Genomic DNA, 15,818 nt, shown 5'->3' with positions numbered 1-15,818 from the left:
GCTCAAGCGTCCTTCTGCTTGGTACCGAAGATCTTGTCACCGGCATCGCCCAAGCCTGGGATGATGTAACCGTGTTCGTTGAGTTTTTCGTCAATGGAGGCGGTGTAGATCATCACGTCCGGGTGAGCTTTGCCTACAGCGGCGATGCCTTCAGGGGCAGCCACCAGGACCATCGCGCGGATGTCCTTGCAACCGGCCTTTTTCAGCAGGTCGATAGTGGCGACCATCGAGCCACCAGTGGCGAGCATCGGGTCGATGATCATCGCCAGACGCTCGTCGATTTCCGGTACCAGTTTCTCAAGGTAGGTGTGGGCTTCGAGGGTTTCCTCGTTGCGGGCCACGCCCACGGCGCTGACTTTGGCGCCCGGGATCAGGCTGAGCACGCCTTCGAGCATGCCAATACCGGCACGCAGGATCGGCACCACGGTAATCTTCTTGCCGGCGATTTTCTCGACCGACACCGTGCCGCACCAGCCTTCGATGTCATAGCTTTCCAGCGGCAGGTCTTTGGTGGCTTCATAGGTCAGCAGGGCACCGACTTCCTGAGCGAGCTCACGGAAATTCTTCGTGCTAATGTCGGCGCGGCGCATAAGGCCAAGTTTATGACGGATCAGCGGATGGCGGATCTCAAGGATGGGCATGGGGAAAGGCTCCGGCGGCGGGCAAAAAAACCGGCCTAGATTAATCTATCCGAGGGTGTTGTCCTATAGACATACAGAACGTTAGTCCACAAACGCTTGATCTGGCCTCGCTTGATGCGTACCTTTGCCCGCTTTTCCGAATCCGCCACCCCCCCTCAAACCCCCTTGGAGAGCGCCATGTCCGCTGATCTCGAGCATATCCGTCAAATCATGCGAGAGTCTGACTGCCTGTACACCGAAGCTGAAGTCGAGGCGGCCATCGCCCGCGTCGGTGCGCAAATCAACGAACAGCTGGCTGAAAGCAATCCGGTGGTGTTCTGTGTGATGAACGGCGGGCTGATTTTTTCCGGCAAGCTGCTGACCCATCTGAGCTTCCCGCTGGAAGCGTCTTACCTGCACGCTACCCGTTATCGCAACGAAACCAGCGGCGGCGACCTGTTCTGGAAAGCCAAGCCGGAAGTCTCGTTCATTGACCGTGACGTGCTGATCATCGACGACATCCTCGATGAAGGTCACACCCTGGGCGCGATCATCGACTTCTGCAAACACGCTGGCGCCCGCAAAGTGCACACCGCCGTGCTGATCGACAAGGACCACGACCGCAAGGCTCGCCCGGACCTGAAAGCCGATTTCGTCGGCCTGCCGTGCATCGACCGTTACATCTTCGGTTACGGCATGGACTACAAAGGCTACTGGCGTAACGCCAACGGGATTTTTGCCGTTAAAGGCATGTAAACAGGATGACTGTCTGGGGGCGATTGGCCGCCAGGCACGTTGAGTTGAATGCAAGGCCTCACATCGGGATGCGTGCGTAGCTTGCTTGAACTGCGCGCTCAGCCCTGTCCGGCGAGCCAGCGTTCGCTTTTGCGTCGAGCCTGTTCCAGATTATTCACGTAGGCCAACTGTCGCTGTTCCCGATGGATGCCCGCGCGCCTGAGTTTCAGGCGTACCCGTGGAGCGGTTCCGACCAGAATCAGGCCGATGCCGTCGGTGCGGTAATCCCTGAGGATATTGTCGAAGGCCGCCAACGCCGTCATGTCCAGCATGGGCACGGCACTCATCTCGACAATCACCACTTTGACCTCCGGGCTGAATTTGCGCAGTACACCCAGGGCTTTTTCCGCAGCACCGAAAAACAGCGGTCCGCGTATCGCATAGCAACGAACATGCTCCGGCATATCCTGTAAGGCTTGATGGAACTCGCGAGGCAGTTCGGCGGTGTCCGTGAGGTCGCTCATGCGTTTGATGAACAACCCGGCGGCCAGCAGCAGGCCAACGGCGACGGCCAGCACCATGTCGAACAGCACTGTCAGGCTCAGGCAGGTCAGCAAGACCAGCACATCGCTGCGCGGTGCGATGCGCAAGGTGTGTACGACGTGCCGGGCTTCGCTCATGTTCCACGCCACCATCACCAGCAATGCCGCCAGCGCCGCCATCGGCAAGTAGCTGAACAGGGGCGCGAGGGCGAGTATCGCCAGCAACACCACCGCACTGTGGATAATCGCCGCCAATGGCGAAAACGCTCCGCTGCGCACGTTGGTGGCGCTGCGGGCGATTGCCGCGGTGGCGGTAATGCCGCCGAACAGCGGTGCGACCAGATTGCCCAGGCCTTGACCCAGAAGTTCGGCGTTAGGGTCGTGTTTGCTGCCCGTCATGCCGTCGGCCACCACCGCGCACAACAATGATTCGATGGCGCCGAGCATGGCGATGGCAAAGGCTGGCGCCATTAATTGGCGGATCAGGTCGTAAGACAGGTGCAGCGGCTGGCCGTAGGGCCCCGGCAGATTCCACGGCCAGTCGAAGCTCGGCAGAAACGGCGGTATGCCGGGATGGCTGACGCCATCGACGATATAGCTGAAGCGCTCCCCCAGCGTCGCAACCGGTAACCCGCCGCTTTCCAGTGCCACCCCTAGCAATGCGCCGACGGCCAGCGCCACCAGATGCCCCGGAATCCTCGGCACAAAGCGCGGCCAGACGATCAGGACTGCCAGGCACATAACACCGATGATCCCGTCCCCCAGGCGGGCGCTGGGTAACGCCTGGAGCAGCGCACCTAGTTGCTCGATGTAATGTTCGGCATGCCCGGTGGTACTCAGGCCCAGCAAATCCTTTAATTGAAGGGTAGCGATGACAATGCCGATCCCCGCGGTAAAGCCCAAGGTCACTGGGTAAGGGATGTACTGAATCAGCCGTCCGGCCCGAATCAGCCCCAAGGCAATCAGGATTACCCCGGCAAGCATGGTGCAAAGCAGCAGGCCACCCAGACCATATTGTTGGGTGATCGGCAGCAGGATCACCACGAATGCGGCTGTCGGCCCGCTGACATTGAAGCGCGAGCCTCCCGTCAGGGCGATCAGGGGCGCGGCGATCAGCACCGTATACAGACCTTGCTGGGGCGCTACCCCCACCGCAATCGCCAGGGCCATTGCCAGAGGGATGGCGATAATCCCGACCGTCACCCCGGCGCTGATATCGCCGCGCAAATGTCTGAGGCTATAACCTGCGCGCCAAGTCTGACGCCAGGCGGCGAATAACGGGGGCATGGAGAATGACATGGGTACTCCACAACAGAGGGTGCACTGTCGAAATGGGGCTGAAAGCTCTTTCAGTATGCCCAGCCTTGTCTTCCAGAGTATTGACCTGGATCGGTTATTCGCCGGGTAGATCCTCATGCTAGAGTGCTCGGCCCCGCCCCCGGAGCCTGTCATGAGCCTTTTGATCCGCAGCTGCGCCGCCCTGTTGCTGACCCTCAGCCTGCCCCTGGCCGCAGCCCCGTCGCCGATGCACGCACAGTTTTTGCCTCCGGACGACCTGACCCTGCGCGACGCCGAGCCCGAGCAGCAGCAACTGTTGCAGGTCACCGAGTATTCGGTGGTGATCGGCAGCCAGCGCCAGTCCAACCAACAGCCGATCCCGGTCACATCGCCATTGCTGATCCGCCTCAAGGGCAAATCCTTGAACAAGGGCGCGACCATCAGCCAGGTGCTGGTCAACTTCGATGGCGAAAGCAAAAGCCTGAAAAAGCCTATCTATGACGAAAAAAGCAAAACCTTGACCCTCTATTACCCGCTCGCCCAATACCGGGTGGTGATCGATTTGTTGCGCAATGACACGGTGTATTGCCAGTTCCTCAGTTACGCCAACGGCCATATCTGGGCCGATCTGCACACTGGCAGCGTTCGTCCGCGTTGAGCCTTACGCCCGGGCAGGGGTAAACTGCCCGCCCCGTGAAATGTCTGCGAGCTGGAGTCGGCAATGCGTAAAGATAAGAAGCAAGTGATTGGTGACGAGATCGGCGATGCACAGATCAAGCTGTTCCTCGATTTTGAGCCGGTCGACGCCACTTCACCGTCGCTGCACAAACTGATCAAGGCCTACCGTGGCCTGCGCATCGATGACTTCGAGCGTTTTCTGACGTTCTTTGTTGAAGCCGGCTATGACCTGAATGGCAAGGATGAGCACGGCAATGACTTCGTCGCCCTGATCAAGGATCAGCGTAACGCGGCCGAGTACATCGAGTTGATCGACAAGGCTCGCGGTTAACGTCAACACACCGGCATTTGTGGCGAGGGAGCTTGCTCCCGCTGGGCTGCGGAGCGGCCCCAAAATTCTGCGAACGGCGCAGATTTTGTGAGCGCTGCGCACTCAAGCGGGAGCAAGCTCCCTCGCCACAAAGCTTGTTTCATCGCACATAAAAAAACGCCCCGCCTTCAATGAGGACGGGGCGTTTTTTATGCGGCCGAATCAAGCGTAGCTTTCGGTCTCGTTACTGGCTTCAACCAGTTCCAGCGCGACGTTGTTGTGCGCATTGATCTTGCGATACAGCGCAGCGTCGGTTTCCAGGACTTTTTCCCGAGCCGGGAAGATTTCCGCCAGCTTGGTAGCCCATTCACCGGACGCTTTGTTCGGGAAGCATTTTTCGATCAGCTCAAGCATGATCGAAACAGTCACCGAAGCGCCTGGTGACGCGCCGAGCAGGGCCGCAAGCGAACCGTCCTTGGCTGCGACCAGTTCGGTACCGAACTGCAGAACGCCGCCTTTCTTCGGGTCTTTCTTGATGATCTGCACCCGTTGACCGGCCACTTCCAGGCGCCAGTCTTCGGCTTTCGCTTCAGGGTAGAAACGACGCAGGGATTCCAGGCGCTGTTCCATCGACTGCATCACTTCGCTGACCAGGTACTTGGTCAGGTCCATGTTGTTTTTGGCCACGGCCAGCATCGGGCCGATGTTGCCGGCGCGGACTGACATCGGCAGGTCCATGAACGAGCCATGCTTGAGGAACTTGGTGGTGAAACCGGCGTAAGGCCCGAACAGCAGGGACTTCTTGCCATCGACCACTCGGGTGTCCAGGTGCGGCACGGACATCGGTGGCGAACCGACGGCGGCCTGGCTGTAGACCTTGGCCTGGTGGTGCTTGACCACTTCCGGGTTGTCGCAACGCAGCCATTGGCCGCTGATCGGGAAGCCGCCGAAGCCTTTGCTTTCTTCGATGCCCGAGGCTTGCAACAGCGGCAGTGCCGCACCGCCAGCGCCGAGGAACACGAACTTGGCGTCGACTTCACGGCTGTTGCCGGTATTGACGTCCTTGATGCTGACGGTCCAGCCGCCGTTGTTACGCTTCAGGCCGGTGACGCGCTTGCAGTACTTGACCTGGGCATCGGGTGCGCTGGTCAGGTGCGTGAGCAATTGATTGGTCAGGGCGCCGAAGTTGACGTCGGTACCGTTCATCACGCGGGTGGCGGCGAGGACTTCGTCAGGCGCGCGGCCCGGCATCATCAACGGCATCCACTCGGCCATTTTGGTCTTGTCTTCGGTGTATTCCATGTCCGAGAAGGCGTGGTGTTTGCTCAGCGTCTTGAAACGTTCCTTGAGGAAGGAGACGCCGTCGTCGCCCTGCACGAAGCTCAGGTGCGGCACCGGGCTGATGAACGACTTGCACGAGCCGAACGTGCCTTTCTTGGTCAGGTAGGACCAGAACTGCTTCGACACCTCGAACTGGGTGTTGATGTGCACGGCTTTCTTGATGTCGACGGTGCCGTCGGCGGCCTGTGGCGTGTAGTTCAGCTCACACAGCCCGGCGTGACCGGTACCGGCGTTGTTCCACGGATTGGAACTCTCCGCAGCACCGGAATCCATCAGCTCGACGACTTCCAGCTTGATCGCGGGGTCGAGCTCTTTGAGCAGTACAGCAAGGGTGGCACTCATGATGCCGGCCCCAACCAGTACTACGTCGACTGCTTCGTTATGCGCCATTTAACGCGTCTCCAAAATCTGCAGCACCAAATTGTCGGCATAGCTGCCAGGAGTGACGGGGCGATGTCAGTGATGCCCCAGGTACCCATGGCCAGGATCGCCATGTCCGAATCTTCGCAATTTTTTGCAACTTCGACGGATGCATGCGGCCTGGCTTCAAGAGTCACATGAACTCATTTCGGCACGCAGCTGGCAATTCGACTTATGGTCGAGACATCCGTTTGTGCAACCAAATCCGTAGCGGACAGGCTTCAGGCTCCGGTGTTCGAGGAATACTCGGTCCTGTGTCGTTGGGCTGTTGTAGACGCTAATGGTGCATGTTCAGACGCAAAACTATTCATTTGCTCGCCACACTCTTGTGAAGTTGTGAAAACCCGTTTTTTTCACGCTCTTTTGAAGACGTGAACCTCAAAAAAGGGCTGTCCCAGCCTGGCACCGTGCCCGGATGGATTGCCGCCATGGGATACATGACAAGCAAAACGGGCAAACAGCTCAGTAACCGAGCGTAATGACAGCTCTGCAGATTCGCGAAAAGTGGTGTTTTTGCTTAGGGAACAGCAAGCGCGCCAGCTTCACTCGATCTGTGTGGGCGGCTCTCTGTGGGCGGTGCGGGGGTGTCAATACCGAGGCATTGACGATGCTGCGAGGCCCGATCAGGAGACGTCCTTATAATCGGGGGGAGATTGTATCTAAGAAACGCAGGGAAATGGTCGTGTTTAATGACTTTTATTAGGCGTCCGGTCAGGTGGTCAACAGTTGTTGTGCCCGCGCACGTGGCTGGCGCTGGCTGACACGGGCGCTGGCGGGCAGGGGATGGTGCAGCCAGTTGAGGCGGATTTCTTCGATTTCGACCCAGCCATCGCCCATGGGCTGCAGGCTGCACTGTTTGAATGCCTGGCAGCGGCCATCGCGGTCGAGCAGGGCAAAACAGCGATGCAGTGGACGTGGCGCGAACATTGAGATGAGAAAACGCATGGCAAAGTACCTTGTGGGGTGACTGCTGTGAAGGTTGCCAGTGAGCCATGACGTGCATGTGTAAGGTCGGTGACAGATGTGTGACAGGAACCGCGCTGCGCCGTGTTTGTCAGAGATTTCAGTAATCGTTGTGCGAAGCTAGTTCGCCGCAGTGGCGCACCGCTATACTGCGGGCCTGTTTGTGCCTGATTCTGGAGAGAAGAGCATGTTGCAACGCCTGTTGTTCGGTTTGATCACTGTGACCAGTTTGACCCTCGTCGGCTGCGCCCACAGCCCGCAACAACTGAACCCGGAACCCAAGCTGACGGCTCAGCTGGCGCCGGTCGGCCGTGGTCAGCCGGTGGTGGTGCGTGTGGTGGATGGTCGTCCATCGCCAACCTTGGGAACTCGTGGTGGCCTGTATCCGGAGACCAGTGCAATCACCGTGCAGGGCGCGCAGATTCTGCCGAAGTTGCAGGCTCAGGCTGAAGCGGCCGTGCGCTTGCTGGGCTTTACCCCGACTGCCAATGCGCTGAATGCACCGCAATTGACCGTAACCCTGGCCGAGCTGAAGTATCAGTCGCCCAAGGAAGGCCTGTATGTGACTGAAGCAACGATTGGCGCGACGTTCCGTTCGGATGTGCAGAATGCCAACCGTCGTTACAGCGGTCGCTACGGTGCGTCGCTGGATCAGCGTTTTGGCATGGCGCCGAATCAGGAAACCAATACCAAGCTGGTCAGTGATGTGTTGAGTGATGCGTTGACCCGCTTGTTCAAGGATCCGACGATTGGTCAGGTGCTTGCCGAGTAACGATTTGCGGCTTGTTTAAAGAACCCGGTGTCAGTGATGGCGCCGGGTTTTTTTGTGTCCTTTGTGTCCTTTGTGTCCTTTGCGGTCTTGGTTGCGATGGCGGCCTTTGGGCCGACCATGTTTTGGTTGGGGTGTGTACATATCCGTTGCTGCGGTAACGGCGGCTAATGGTTTCGCCCTTACGGCGAGGCACTTTTGGCAAACGCCCCAAAAGTACCCAAAAGGTCTCGCCCCAAGCGTCCGGCCCCTCGCTGAGGCTCGGCGTTCCTTCGCTCCGGTATCCATCTGGGGGCATCGCCCTACGGTCTGCTTCGCTACGACCTACATGCGATGGGTTCGACTGCGTCGAACGGCGCTGCGCGCCAATCCCCAGATGAACACCGGAACGAGGCCTCCCGAAGGGGCGGGCAGATCAAGATCAAAAGCCAGATCAAAAGCTGCAGGCGAGCTAACGCTCGGCCTGTTGAGTGGTGAGGGGCGGGTGTACGCCGCTGGCTTTTTGTAGGAGCGAGGCTTGCCCGCGAAGGCGGCCTGACAGCCGACCAATTCCTTGCAGATATACACGATTCAATTGTGGGAGCGAGCCTGCTCGCGATGGCGGCGTGTCAGGCGACATCAATGTTGAATATCAGGCCGTCTTCGCGGGCAAGCCTCGCTCCTACAGGGGGATTAACTCTGTGGCGCAGGTTTTGGTATGGCAACGTTATCCAGCATCCGGTTCACCGCCAGCTCGGCCAGCATGACGATCTGTTGAATTGCCATCACCGTGTGCCGGTGCGGCCCTTCCAGATAGCCTGCAATATCACTCGCCATCACACTGGCCTGGGCCAACGATTCGCAGGTGTGGGCCAACAGGTCTTCGTCTTTGATATCCGGCGCAACCATGTACATCGTGCTCGGCTTGCGGGCCACGGGTGATTTGAGGGCGGATGGGTTGAGGTAGTGATCGAGGGCGCGGTTAGCGGCATCGTGGAGTTTTTTTGAATCGAGGGATTCGTAGGGGGAAACGTTGTCGGTTTCTGGAGGATTGGGTGTGGCTTTGAACATGGTGACGCTCCGAATGAAAGGTTTAGCTGCCACGATCGCTGCGACGCGATTGAAGGAGGCAGCTGTACGCGGGGTCGCAGACCGAGCCATTCGGAAACCCGGCATACCCGAAGGTATCCCGCGCACAGCCACCATTAAACCAAACGACTAGCACCGAAGCGCTCCGGTTTGGGCCGGCGATTATGCACCAAATGAGCTGAACTGAACGGACTGCGACGCCCGGTCGCTGATGTGCAGCGACCCCCAAAGCCTATCCACCCCATTTCCGAGCGACAACCTTCAAAACCTGTCGGAATCTTCCGTTTCAATCACCGCGTTTGTAGGACGCTCAAGCCACCTCCGAATAAAAATCCAGAACACTCACCCCCGTCAGCAAATCCGTTTCCGGCAAATCCGCATGTTGATGCCCTCCCAGCGCGCAATACACCAGCCAATGCCGGTCCTGAACGTTGAAGGCGAGGCTGCCGACTAAGGTTTGTTGTTCGTCGCTTTGGGCAATGAGGTAGAGGCGGTCCTGGTTTTCGGCGTGGAGCATGACGGAGTCCGTGTCGGTTTCGAGGGGCGACAGACTGGCGGATTCAGGTGACGGTGCCATGACACAGGACAGTAATCGGCTAAATGGTTTCGTTATTTGTCGGAAAGCCGGGGCAGGTTGGGGCAGTTTCGGTAGAATCCGCGCCGTGGTCGTCGGTCCGGCGTCTGCTACACCGGTTTGCCTGAGGTTTGTGATGTCGCTGCAATTGATTTCGCTTCTTACTGCTCATCCCGCCAAATTGATCAATTTGCTGGCCTTGCTGTTCGCCTTCCCGGGCAGCTGGTTGCTGCACGCCACCCGTCGCCGCGAACAGCGCGCCCTGGCCAGTATCGAGGCGCAGCGCCAAAGTCGTCCCAACGAAGAGCCAACACTGGATTGGGCGACCCTGCGCATGAACCGTTTCTTCTACCGCTTCGGTTTCGCCTGCCTTGGGATGGCGTTGCTGGTGTCGTGGATCAGTACTCGCGTCTGAAGTTCTGACACAAGACCCTGTGGCGAGGGAGCTTGCTGTGGCGAGGGGGCTTGCCCCCGTTGGAGTGCGCAGCACTCCCATCCCCGTACATGAACCTGAAATGGGGCCGCTTCGCAGCCCAACGGGGGCAAGCCCCCTCGCCACAGGGCGCCGTTGTCATTTCCAGCCATTGCCTTACAGCGGCAACCCGGCCTTGACCCGATACTGATTGCGCACCGGCGTCGCATATTGCAGCACCAGGAACGGGCGATGCTCCTCAGGGCAGGCATCCAGCCGGCGCTGCCATTCTTCCTGAGCCTTGGCCAGTTCGTCCGCCGCAAACACCTCGGCCGCTTTCGGCACCTGTAGTTGCGGGTCAGCGTCTTTCCACTGCGCATACGCCAGGTAATGCACCGGGAACAACCGATAACCGCTGAGGATTTGCTTGTCCATTTCGATCGCCAATTGCTTGGTATCTTCGAACAATTCGGTGATCGGCGCGGCGAAGTTCACGTGGACCCGGCCTTTGTAACCGGTGATGCCTTTGGCGATGCTCACGTCATCCTCGCCCGCCACCTTGGTGTAGCTGCCGGTGGTGGCGCGGATGTACAGCTCGCGCGCCTTGGCCTGGTCGCACGGGTCGTATTCGTAGCTGATCGACACCGGGGTGAGGTTCAGCGAGCGGATGACTTCGCCGAACGGCTCGTCCTTGCGGCTCATGTGGAACATCTTGAGGATCGCCGACTCGGTGCGGTCGTCGCCGTCCTTGGCCCGGCCTTCAGCCTGGGCGATCCAGATCGAGGCGCAGTCGTTGCGGATCGAGTGGTTGATGTACGCCGACAACAGCTGATACGCCGCCATTTTTTCCCGGCGACCGGTGATCGAACGGTGCACGATGAAGCTCTTGTTCAGGCGCATCAAATCGCTGACAAACGGCTTTTGCAGCAGGTTGTCGCCAATGGCAATGCGCGGGGTAGGCAGGCCGGCGTGGTACACGGCGTAGTTGACGAAGGCCGGGTCCATCACGATGTCACGGTGGTTGGCGATGAACAGGTAGGCGCTGCCGGATTTGAATTGCTCCACGCCGGTGTAGGTCACCCCGTCCGTGGCGCGCTCGATGGTGTGGTCGACGTAAAACTCGACTTTGTCCTGCAAGGTGGCCACCGAGTTGACGTCGGCGAACTCACGGCGCAGCCGATGCGCTATAAGAGGTTTGAGCATCCAGCCGAAGGCACCGGCATAGCGCGGGAAGCGGAAGTGGATGAGGATATCTAGAAACGCCTTGTCGCCGAGCAGCCGGTTCAGCACTGCCGGGACTTCGCTGTCGTCGTAAGGTCGGATGGCATCGAATTCGCCCATCATGCTCTCTTGTTAGAAACGGCTAGGGTAAGTAAAGGTTTTGATCGAAAACCAACGGGGCACGGTCTGAAAAGTTAGCCAGACGAAAATAGCCCTGCAAATAGACCGGCGATTATACGCACAAGTCACTTGGGAGACCGCGATGCTGGAAACAGAGCGCTATGAATGCCCATATTGCGGTGAAGAATCCGAGGCGGTTCTGGATTTGTCCGGTGGCGATCAGACCTATATCGAAGATTGTCCTGTGTGTTGCCGTCCCATTACTTTTGTCTTGCAGACTGACGGTCATGAATGGTTGCTCGAAGTTCACAGCGAAAATGAGTGAGGGTCTATGCAGCGCATCTACGAACCGGAAAACCTGATGGAAGGCGAACTGCTTCAAGGCATGCTCGCCAGCGAGGGTATCGAGGCGCATCTGGTGGGCCGGGATTTGATCGGCGGCACCGGGGAGTTGCCGATGTTCGGCCTGCTGGGCTTATCGGTCGATAACGATCAGGCCGAATACGCCCGGGAGCTGATCACCGCGTACAATGCCGCGCTGCCGCTGTCCGGCGATGAGCCGGAGAGTTTTCCCGGCACGCTGGTCTGTTAGGCTGACGTTCGTTTGATCAAGAGTCGTATTGCCCCATGTGTGGACGTTATGCCCTGTTTCGCTGGAACCCCGCCTTCGCGGCCCTGCCCGGATTCCCCGCCGATCAGCAGGCCCAGTGGAATATCTCCCCCAACGATTCGGTGTTGATGCTGCGTGCTGGCGCAGACGGGCAACGTGAGTTGGCCCGAGCCCGCTGGGGACTGACGCCGCCGTGGCTGACCGACCTGTCCCGCACCCCGGCCCATGCCCGTGCCGAAACCGTTGCCGAACAGCCGATGTTTCGCGAAGCCTTGCGCTTGCGTCGTTGCCTGCTACCGGCCAATGGTTTCTATGAATGGCGCGGCACCACCCGCAAACGTCCGTACTGGCTGACCCCGGGGGAGGGCTCGGCGCTGTTCTTCGCGGCGATCTGGGAGGCGTATCCGGTGCAGGAACAGGTGTGGTTGAGTACGGCGGTGATCACCCAACCGGCCGCGAGTCAGCGTCGACCGCTGATTCTCGATGCGGCGGGGCAGGAAGCCTGGCTCAACCCCGAAACGCCGTTGCATGCCTTGCAGGCGTTGCTGGCCAGCGAACCTGCGGCGTTGCGTGAGCGGGTGCTGGCGAACCTGGTGAACGATCCGAAGCTCAATGGGCCGGAGTGTTTGACCCCGGGTTGAGTGCGTAATGATCGTTCCCACGCTCCGCGTGGGAATGAATCCCGTGACGCTCTGCGTCACAGTGGACGCGGAGCGTCCATGGCTGCATTCCCACGCAGAGCGTGGGAACGATCATTGAACCCTAAACCTTGAACTGATTGATCAACCGCCGCTGCTGTTCCGCCAACCTGGTCAAATCCGCACTGGCCGCGCTCGATTCATCCGCTCCGCCGGCCACTTCATTGGCCACTTGCCCGATGTTGATCACGTTACGGTTGATGTCGTCCGCCACCGCGCTCTGTTCCTCGGCGGCGCTGGCGATCTGGGTGTTCATGTCGTTGATCACCGACACCGCCTGAGTAATGGTTTCCAGCGCCTCGGCCGCTTTCGCCGCATGCTGCACACTTTCGTCGGTGCGGTTCTGGCTGTCTTCCATGACCCGCACCACATCGCGGGTGCCTTGTTGCAGGTGCTGGATCATGGTCTGGATTTCTTCAGTGGCCTTCTGGGTTTTCTGCGCCAGGTTGCGCACCTCATCGGCCACCACTGCAAACCCACGACCCTGCTCACCGGCACGGGCGGCTTCGATGGCCGCGTTCAAGGCCAGCAGGTTGGTCTGCTCGGCGATGCCGCGAATGGCCGTCAGGATCGCGTTGATGTTTTCGCTGTCCTTGGCCAGGGTCTGCACCACGCCGACGGCCTTGCCGATTTCCACCGCCAAAACGCCAATTGAATTCGACGTATCCCGGACGATTTGCATGCCTTGCGCCGCTGCCTGATCCGCATGGCTGGCGGCTTGCGCGGCCTGGGTCGCATTGCGCGCGACATCCTGGGCGGTGGCGGTCATTTCATGCACGGCGGTCGCGACCTGATCGATTTCTGCCATTTGTTTGTGCACACCAATGTTGGTGCGGATGGCGATGTCGGCGGTGTGTTCCGAGGAATCACTGACGCTCTGCACCGACGTCACCACTTGCGTGATCATCGCCTGCAACTTGGCGAGGAAAGTGTTGAAGCCTTTGGCGATCGAGCCCAATTCGTCGGCGCGGTCACTGGTCAGGCGACGGGTCAGGTCGCCTTCGCCCTGAGCAATGTCGTCGAGCATCGCCACCATTTGCTTGAGCGGGCGAGCAATGCCATGGCCCACCAGCCAGATCACCAGCAAACCGATACTTGCGATCAACAGGCCGACCATGGCCATGCCAAAGGTGTCGGATTTGCGCTGTGCGTCCAGATCACCCTGAAGCTTTTGCAGGTCCGCCATCACCGCATTCAGTGGCAGCTGCATCATCAAGGTCCAGCGGGCGTCGGTCTGACCGATGCCGAAGGGCAGGTACAACTCGATCCGGCCCTGGGCCTTGTCGACGGTGTAAGTGACTTCGCCGCGCTTGAGGTTGGCCATGTTGGCAATCTGCTTGCTGTCGAGAATGTCGCTGACCTTTTCGCCGAATTTGCTCGGGTCTTTGGTGTAGGCGACGATCCGGCCGTTACTGCCGATCAGGACCATTTCACCGGCGCCGCTGTACAGTTTTTGATTCGCCCCCAGGAGCATTTCCTGGATGAAGTTCACCGACAGGTCGGCGCCGACGATGCCCTGGAACGCGCCGTTGAGCATGATCGGTTCAATGAAGGAGGCGAGCATGACGATCTTGTCGCCGACCTTGTAGGGCGCCGGATCGATCACGCAGGATTTTTTGGTTTCTTTGGAGCACAGGTAGTACTCGCTGGCGCGCACGCCGGTGGACAGGGTTTTCTGGTCGTCGACGTCCACCAGTTTGTCCAGGCCCAGGCTGCCGTCTTCGTTGCGGAACCACCACGGCAGGAAGCGCCCGTTGCTGGCGTCGATGCCGACTATTGGAGTGTCTATGTAGGCCGCATCGTTGTGGTCGAGTGCGTTTTTTTCCCAGCCGATGTAGGTGCCGAGAATTTTCGGGTTGCGGGCCACGTTTTCCTTGATCAAGTTGATCAGTTGCTCACGGCTCAGGCTCAACTGTGGCTGACCATCGGCGCCCGGGGTACCGATCAACGCGTTCACCCGCACCAGGCCACCGGCGATCAGCAGCGGTGCTTCGAGTTCGCGCTGGATCTGGCTGACCTGGGTTTGCGCCAGCGAGGTCAGGCGTTGTTCGATGACTTGTTCGAACTGCGCCTGGGTCCGTTGCTGGACCATGTCTTGGGTCCGGGCGCCGGAAAACAGCGCATACAGCACCAGGGCTGCAACGACGCTGAGCACAATGGCGCCGGCCAGGGCGGCAACGGAAAACTGGATCGACTTGAATTTCATGGGTGCTCCGCACGCAAGAGGACGTCTGCGGTGCTGTATCGGCAGGAAGCTGGAAGGTCATGAACGACGCATGACGAATTGGCTGTTTTGGAGTGCTGGATGTCGCAAATGAATCACTGCTGGCCGTGAGCGGCCGTGGTGGGCACTGTTATGTGAGATTTTTCCTACGGTGATAAGGGCTTTGTCTGAAATGTACGTGCTACACGTCCGTTGTATCTGGCGCCGATACAAATCCCCACCTAGGATACGCGGCATGTTTCCAGGGAGCTTCTTGATGAATAAGACATTGGTTTTGTGTGCACTGAGCGCAGGTCTGCTGCTCGCCGGTTGTCAGTCGGTCAACACCACTAGCGGTGGGGCTGTGGGCGTTGAGCGCAAGCAATACATGTTCAGCATGTTGTCGACCTCTGAGGTCAACCAGATGTACGCCCAGTCTTATCAAAAGACCGTCGGGGAGGCGAGCAGCAAAGGCGTGCTGGACAAAACCAGTAACAATGCCAAGCGCGTCCAGGCGATCTCCAGTCGCCTGATTGCCCAGGCGCCGGTGTTCCGTCCGGATTCGGCCCAGTGGCAATGGGAAGTGAACCTGATCAAGAGCGACGAGCTGAATGCCTCCTGCGGGCCTGGCGGCAAGATCTTTTTCTACACCGGGCTGATCGACACCCTGCATCTCACCGACGACGAAATCGCCGCCATCATCGGCCATGAAATCGCTCACGCCTTGCGTGAGCACGGCCGTGAAGCGATGTCCAAGGCTTACGGTATCGAAATGGCCAAGCAGGGTGCTGGTGCGTTGTTCGGCCTGGGCGAGGGCGGCCTGGCTCTGGCGGACACCGTGGCGAAATATGGCATGACCTTGCCCAACAGTCGTGGCAATGAAAACGAGGCAGACTTGATCGGCCTCGAATTGGCTGCCCGCGCGGGGTACAACCCGAACGCGGCGATTACCCTGTGGAACAAAATGAGCAAAGCCTCGAATGGCGCGCCGCCAGAGTTCTTGAGCACTCACCCGGCGTCGGCCAGTCGGATTGCTGCCTTGCAGGCGGCGATTCCGAAGGTGATGCCGTTGTACGAGAAAGCATCGAAATCCTGATAGATATGTGTTGATGCCGCTGATGCCTTCGCGGGCAAGCCCGCTCCCACATTGGAATGCGATCAACTGTGGGAGATTCTATGGTTGAGGGGAAGCCCTCAACCCGTTTTCGCTTGGTATTCACTCTGCCCTTTCAGCAGTGCAAATACGACCCGTGCAA

The 15,818-nt window shown here is 59.2% G+C and carries 17 protein-coding genes and 1 pseudogene; 9 read left to right on the top strand and 9 right to left on the bottom strand.

All coding sequences use genetic code 11. The features are described from left to right. Positions 1-2: 2 nt before the first annotated feature. Positions 3-641, bottom strand: coding sequence for a uracil phosphoribosyltransferase (gene upp, locus ACZ9IM_RS29060; RefSeq protein ID WP_007905839.1), 639 nt, complete (start codon positions 639-641; stop codon positions 3-5). 177 nt (positions 642-818) lie between these two features. Between upp and ACZ9IM_RS29055 the strand changes: the two genes are divergently transcribed. Next, a complete protein-coding gene (locus tag ACZ9IM_RS29055) occupies positions 819-1,376 on the top strand; it encodes a hypoxanthine-guanine phosphoribosyltransferase (RefSeq protein WP_476225730.1) in 558 nt (185 codons plus the stop codon). Positions 1,377-1,474: 98 nt separating this feature from the next. Here ACZ9IM_RS29055 and dauA read toward each other — a convergent pair whose 3' ends face one another. Next, positions 1,475-3,196 (bottom strand): C4-dicarboxylic acid transporter DauA, encoded by a 1,722-nt coding sequence (gene dauA / locus ACZ9IM_RS29050; RefSeq protein WP_476225729.1) that lies wholly within the window; start codon positions 3,194-3,196, stop codon positions 1,475-1,477. A gap of 151 nt (positions 3,197-3,347) precedes the next feature. Here dauA and ACZ9IM_RS29045 point away from each other — a divergent pair, with 151 nt between their 5' ends. Together ACZ9IM_RS29045 and ACZ9IM_RS29040 are read left to right on the top strand one after the other, a co-directional pair. Beyond that, positions 3,348-3,833: a hypothetical protein gene (locus ACZ9IM_RS29045; RefSeq protein WP_476225728.1), complete on the top strand. Its 486-nt coding sequence runs from the start codon at positions 3,348-3,350 to the stop codon at positions 3,831-3,833. A 63-nt stretch (positions 3,834-3,896) separates the two neighbouring features. After that, positions 3,897-4,184, top strand: coding sequence for a PA4642 family protein (locus ACZ9IM_RS29040; RefSeq protein ID WP_429432144.1), 288 nt, complete (start codon positions 3,897-3,899; stop codon positions 4,182-4,184). 201 nt (positions 4,185-4,385) lie between these two features. On the opposite strand, the gene mqo is transcribed toward ACZ9IM_RS29040, so the two are convergent. Both mqo and ACZ9IM_RS29030 read right to left on the bottom strand, forming a co-directional pair. Beyond that, on the bottom strand, positions 4,386-5,894 hold the full coding sequence (gene mqo / locus ACZ9IM_RS29035; protein ID WP_476225727.1) for a malate dehydrogenase (quinone): 1,509 nt from the start codon (positions 5,892-5,894) through the stop codon (positions 4,386-4,388). Positions 5,895-6,635: 741 nt separating this feature from the next. Continuing rightward, on the bottom strand, positions 6,636-6,869 hold the full coding sequence (locus ACZ9IM_RS29030; protein WP_008012002.1) for a hypothetical protein: 234 nt from the start codon (positions 6,867-6,869) through the stop codon (positions 6,636-6,638). 205 nt (positions 6,870-7,074) lie between these two features. On the opposite strand from ACZ9IM_RS29030, the gene ACZ9IM_RS29025 reads away from it, so the two are divergent. Beyond that, the gene (locus ACZ9IM_RS29025) at positions 7,075-7,659 is read left to right on the top strand and encodes a YajG family lipoprotein (protein ID WP_007905851.1); all 585 of its coding nucleotides are present in this window, start codon (positions 7,075-7,077) and stop codon (positions 7,657-7,659) included. A 669-nt stretch (positions 7,660-8,328) separates the two neighbouring features. Here ACZ9IM_RS29025 and ACZ9IM_RS29020 read toward each other — a convergent pair. After that, entirely contained in the window at positions 8,329-8,706 is a 378-nt protein-coding gene (locus tag ACZ9IM_RS29020) for a DUF6124 family protein (protein WP_476225726.1), read from the bottom strand. 328 nt (positions 8,707-9,034) lie between these two features. Beyond that, positions 9,035-9,241: a hypothetical protein gene (locus ACZ9IM_RS29015; RefSeq protein WP_427627146.1), complete on the bottom strand. Its 207-nt coding sequence runs from the start codon at positions 9,239-9,241 to the stop codon at positions 9,035-9,037. Between the two features lie 193 nt (positions 9,242-9,434). Between ACZ9IM_RS29015 and ACZ9IM_RS29010 the strand changes: the two genes are divergently transcribed. Beyond that, positions 9,435-9,713, top strand: a complete 279-nt coding sequence (locus tag ACZ9IM_RS29010; protein ID WP_427627148.1) for a hypothetical protein — start codon at positions 9,435-9,437, stop codon at positions 9,711-9,713. 174 nt (positions 9,714-9,887) lie between these two features. On the opposite strand, the gene ACZ9IM_RS29005 is transcribed toward ACZ9IM_RS29010, so the two are convergent. Beyond that, a complete protein-coding gene (locus ACZ9IM_RS29005) occupies positions 9,888-11,051 on the bottom strand; it encodes a 1-acyl-sn-glycerol-3-phosphate acyltransferase (protein ID WP_476225725.1) in 1,164 nt (387 codons plus the stop codon). 142 nt (positions 11,052-11,193) lie between these two features. On the opposite strand from ACZ9IM_RS29005, the gene ACZ9IM_RS29000 reads away from it, so the two are divergent. From ACZ9IM_RS29000 to ACZ9IM_RS28990, 3 genes are read left to right on the top strand one after another with little or no spacing between them, the layout of a single operon-like run. Next, on the top strand, positions 11,194-11,376 hold the full coding sequence (locus ACZ9IM_RS29000) for a CPXCG motif-containing cysteine-rich protein (protein WP_007905243.1): 183 nt from the start codon (positions 11,194-11,196) through the stop codon (positions 11,374-11,376). Between the two features lie 6 nt (positions 11,377-11,382). After that, on the top strand, positions 11,383-11,643 hold the full coding sequence (locus ACZ9IM_RS28995) for a putative signal transducing protein (protein WP_427627152.1): 261 nt from the start codon (positions 11,383-11,385) through the stop codon (positions 11,641-11,643). Positions 11,644-11,678: 35 nt separating this feature from the next. Beyond that, positions 11,679-12,302 (top strand): SOS response-associated peptidase, encoded by a 624-nt coding sequence (locus ACZ9IM_RS28990; protein WP_476225724.1) that lies wholly within the window; start codon positions 11,679-11,681, stop codon positions 12,300-12,302. 121 nt (positions 12,303-12,423) lie between these two features. On the opposite strand, the gene ACZ9IM_RS28985 is transcribed toward ACZ9IM_RS28990, so the two are convergent. Both ACZ9IM_RS28985 and ACZ9IM_RS28980 read right to left on the bottom strand, forming a co-directional pair. Then, positions 12,424-13,167 carry a methyl-accepting chemotaxis protein gene (locus tag ACZ9IM_RS28985; RefSeq protein WP_476225738.1) on the bottom strand — a complete coding sequence of 248 codons (744 nt, stop codon included), beginning with the start codon at positions 13,165-13,167 and terminating at the stop codon, positions 12,424-12,426. A gap of 111 nt (positions 13,168-13,278) precedes the next feature. Further along, positions 13,279-13,476 (bottom strand): annotated as a pseudogene (locus ACZ9IM_RS28980) (HAMP domain-containing protein); the annotation flags it as partial. A gap of 1,363 nt (positions 13,477-14,839) precedes the next feature. On the opposite strand from ACZ9IM_RS28980, the gene ACZ9IM_RS28975 reads away from it, so the two are divergent. After that, positions 14,840-15,658 (top strand): M48 family metallopeptidase, encoded by an 819-nt coding sequence (locus tag ACZ9IM_RS28975; protein WP_476225723.1) that lies wholly within the window; start codon positions 14,840-14,842, stop codon positions 15,656-15,658. Positions 15,659-15,818: the final 160 nt, after the last annotated feature.

It is taken from the genome of Pseudomonas sp. TE12508 (assembly GCF_056279485.1).
The sequence above is the reverse complement of the archived record's forward strand: the minus strand, read 5'-3'. Positions and strand labels throughout refer to the sequence as shown.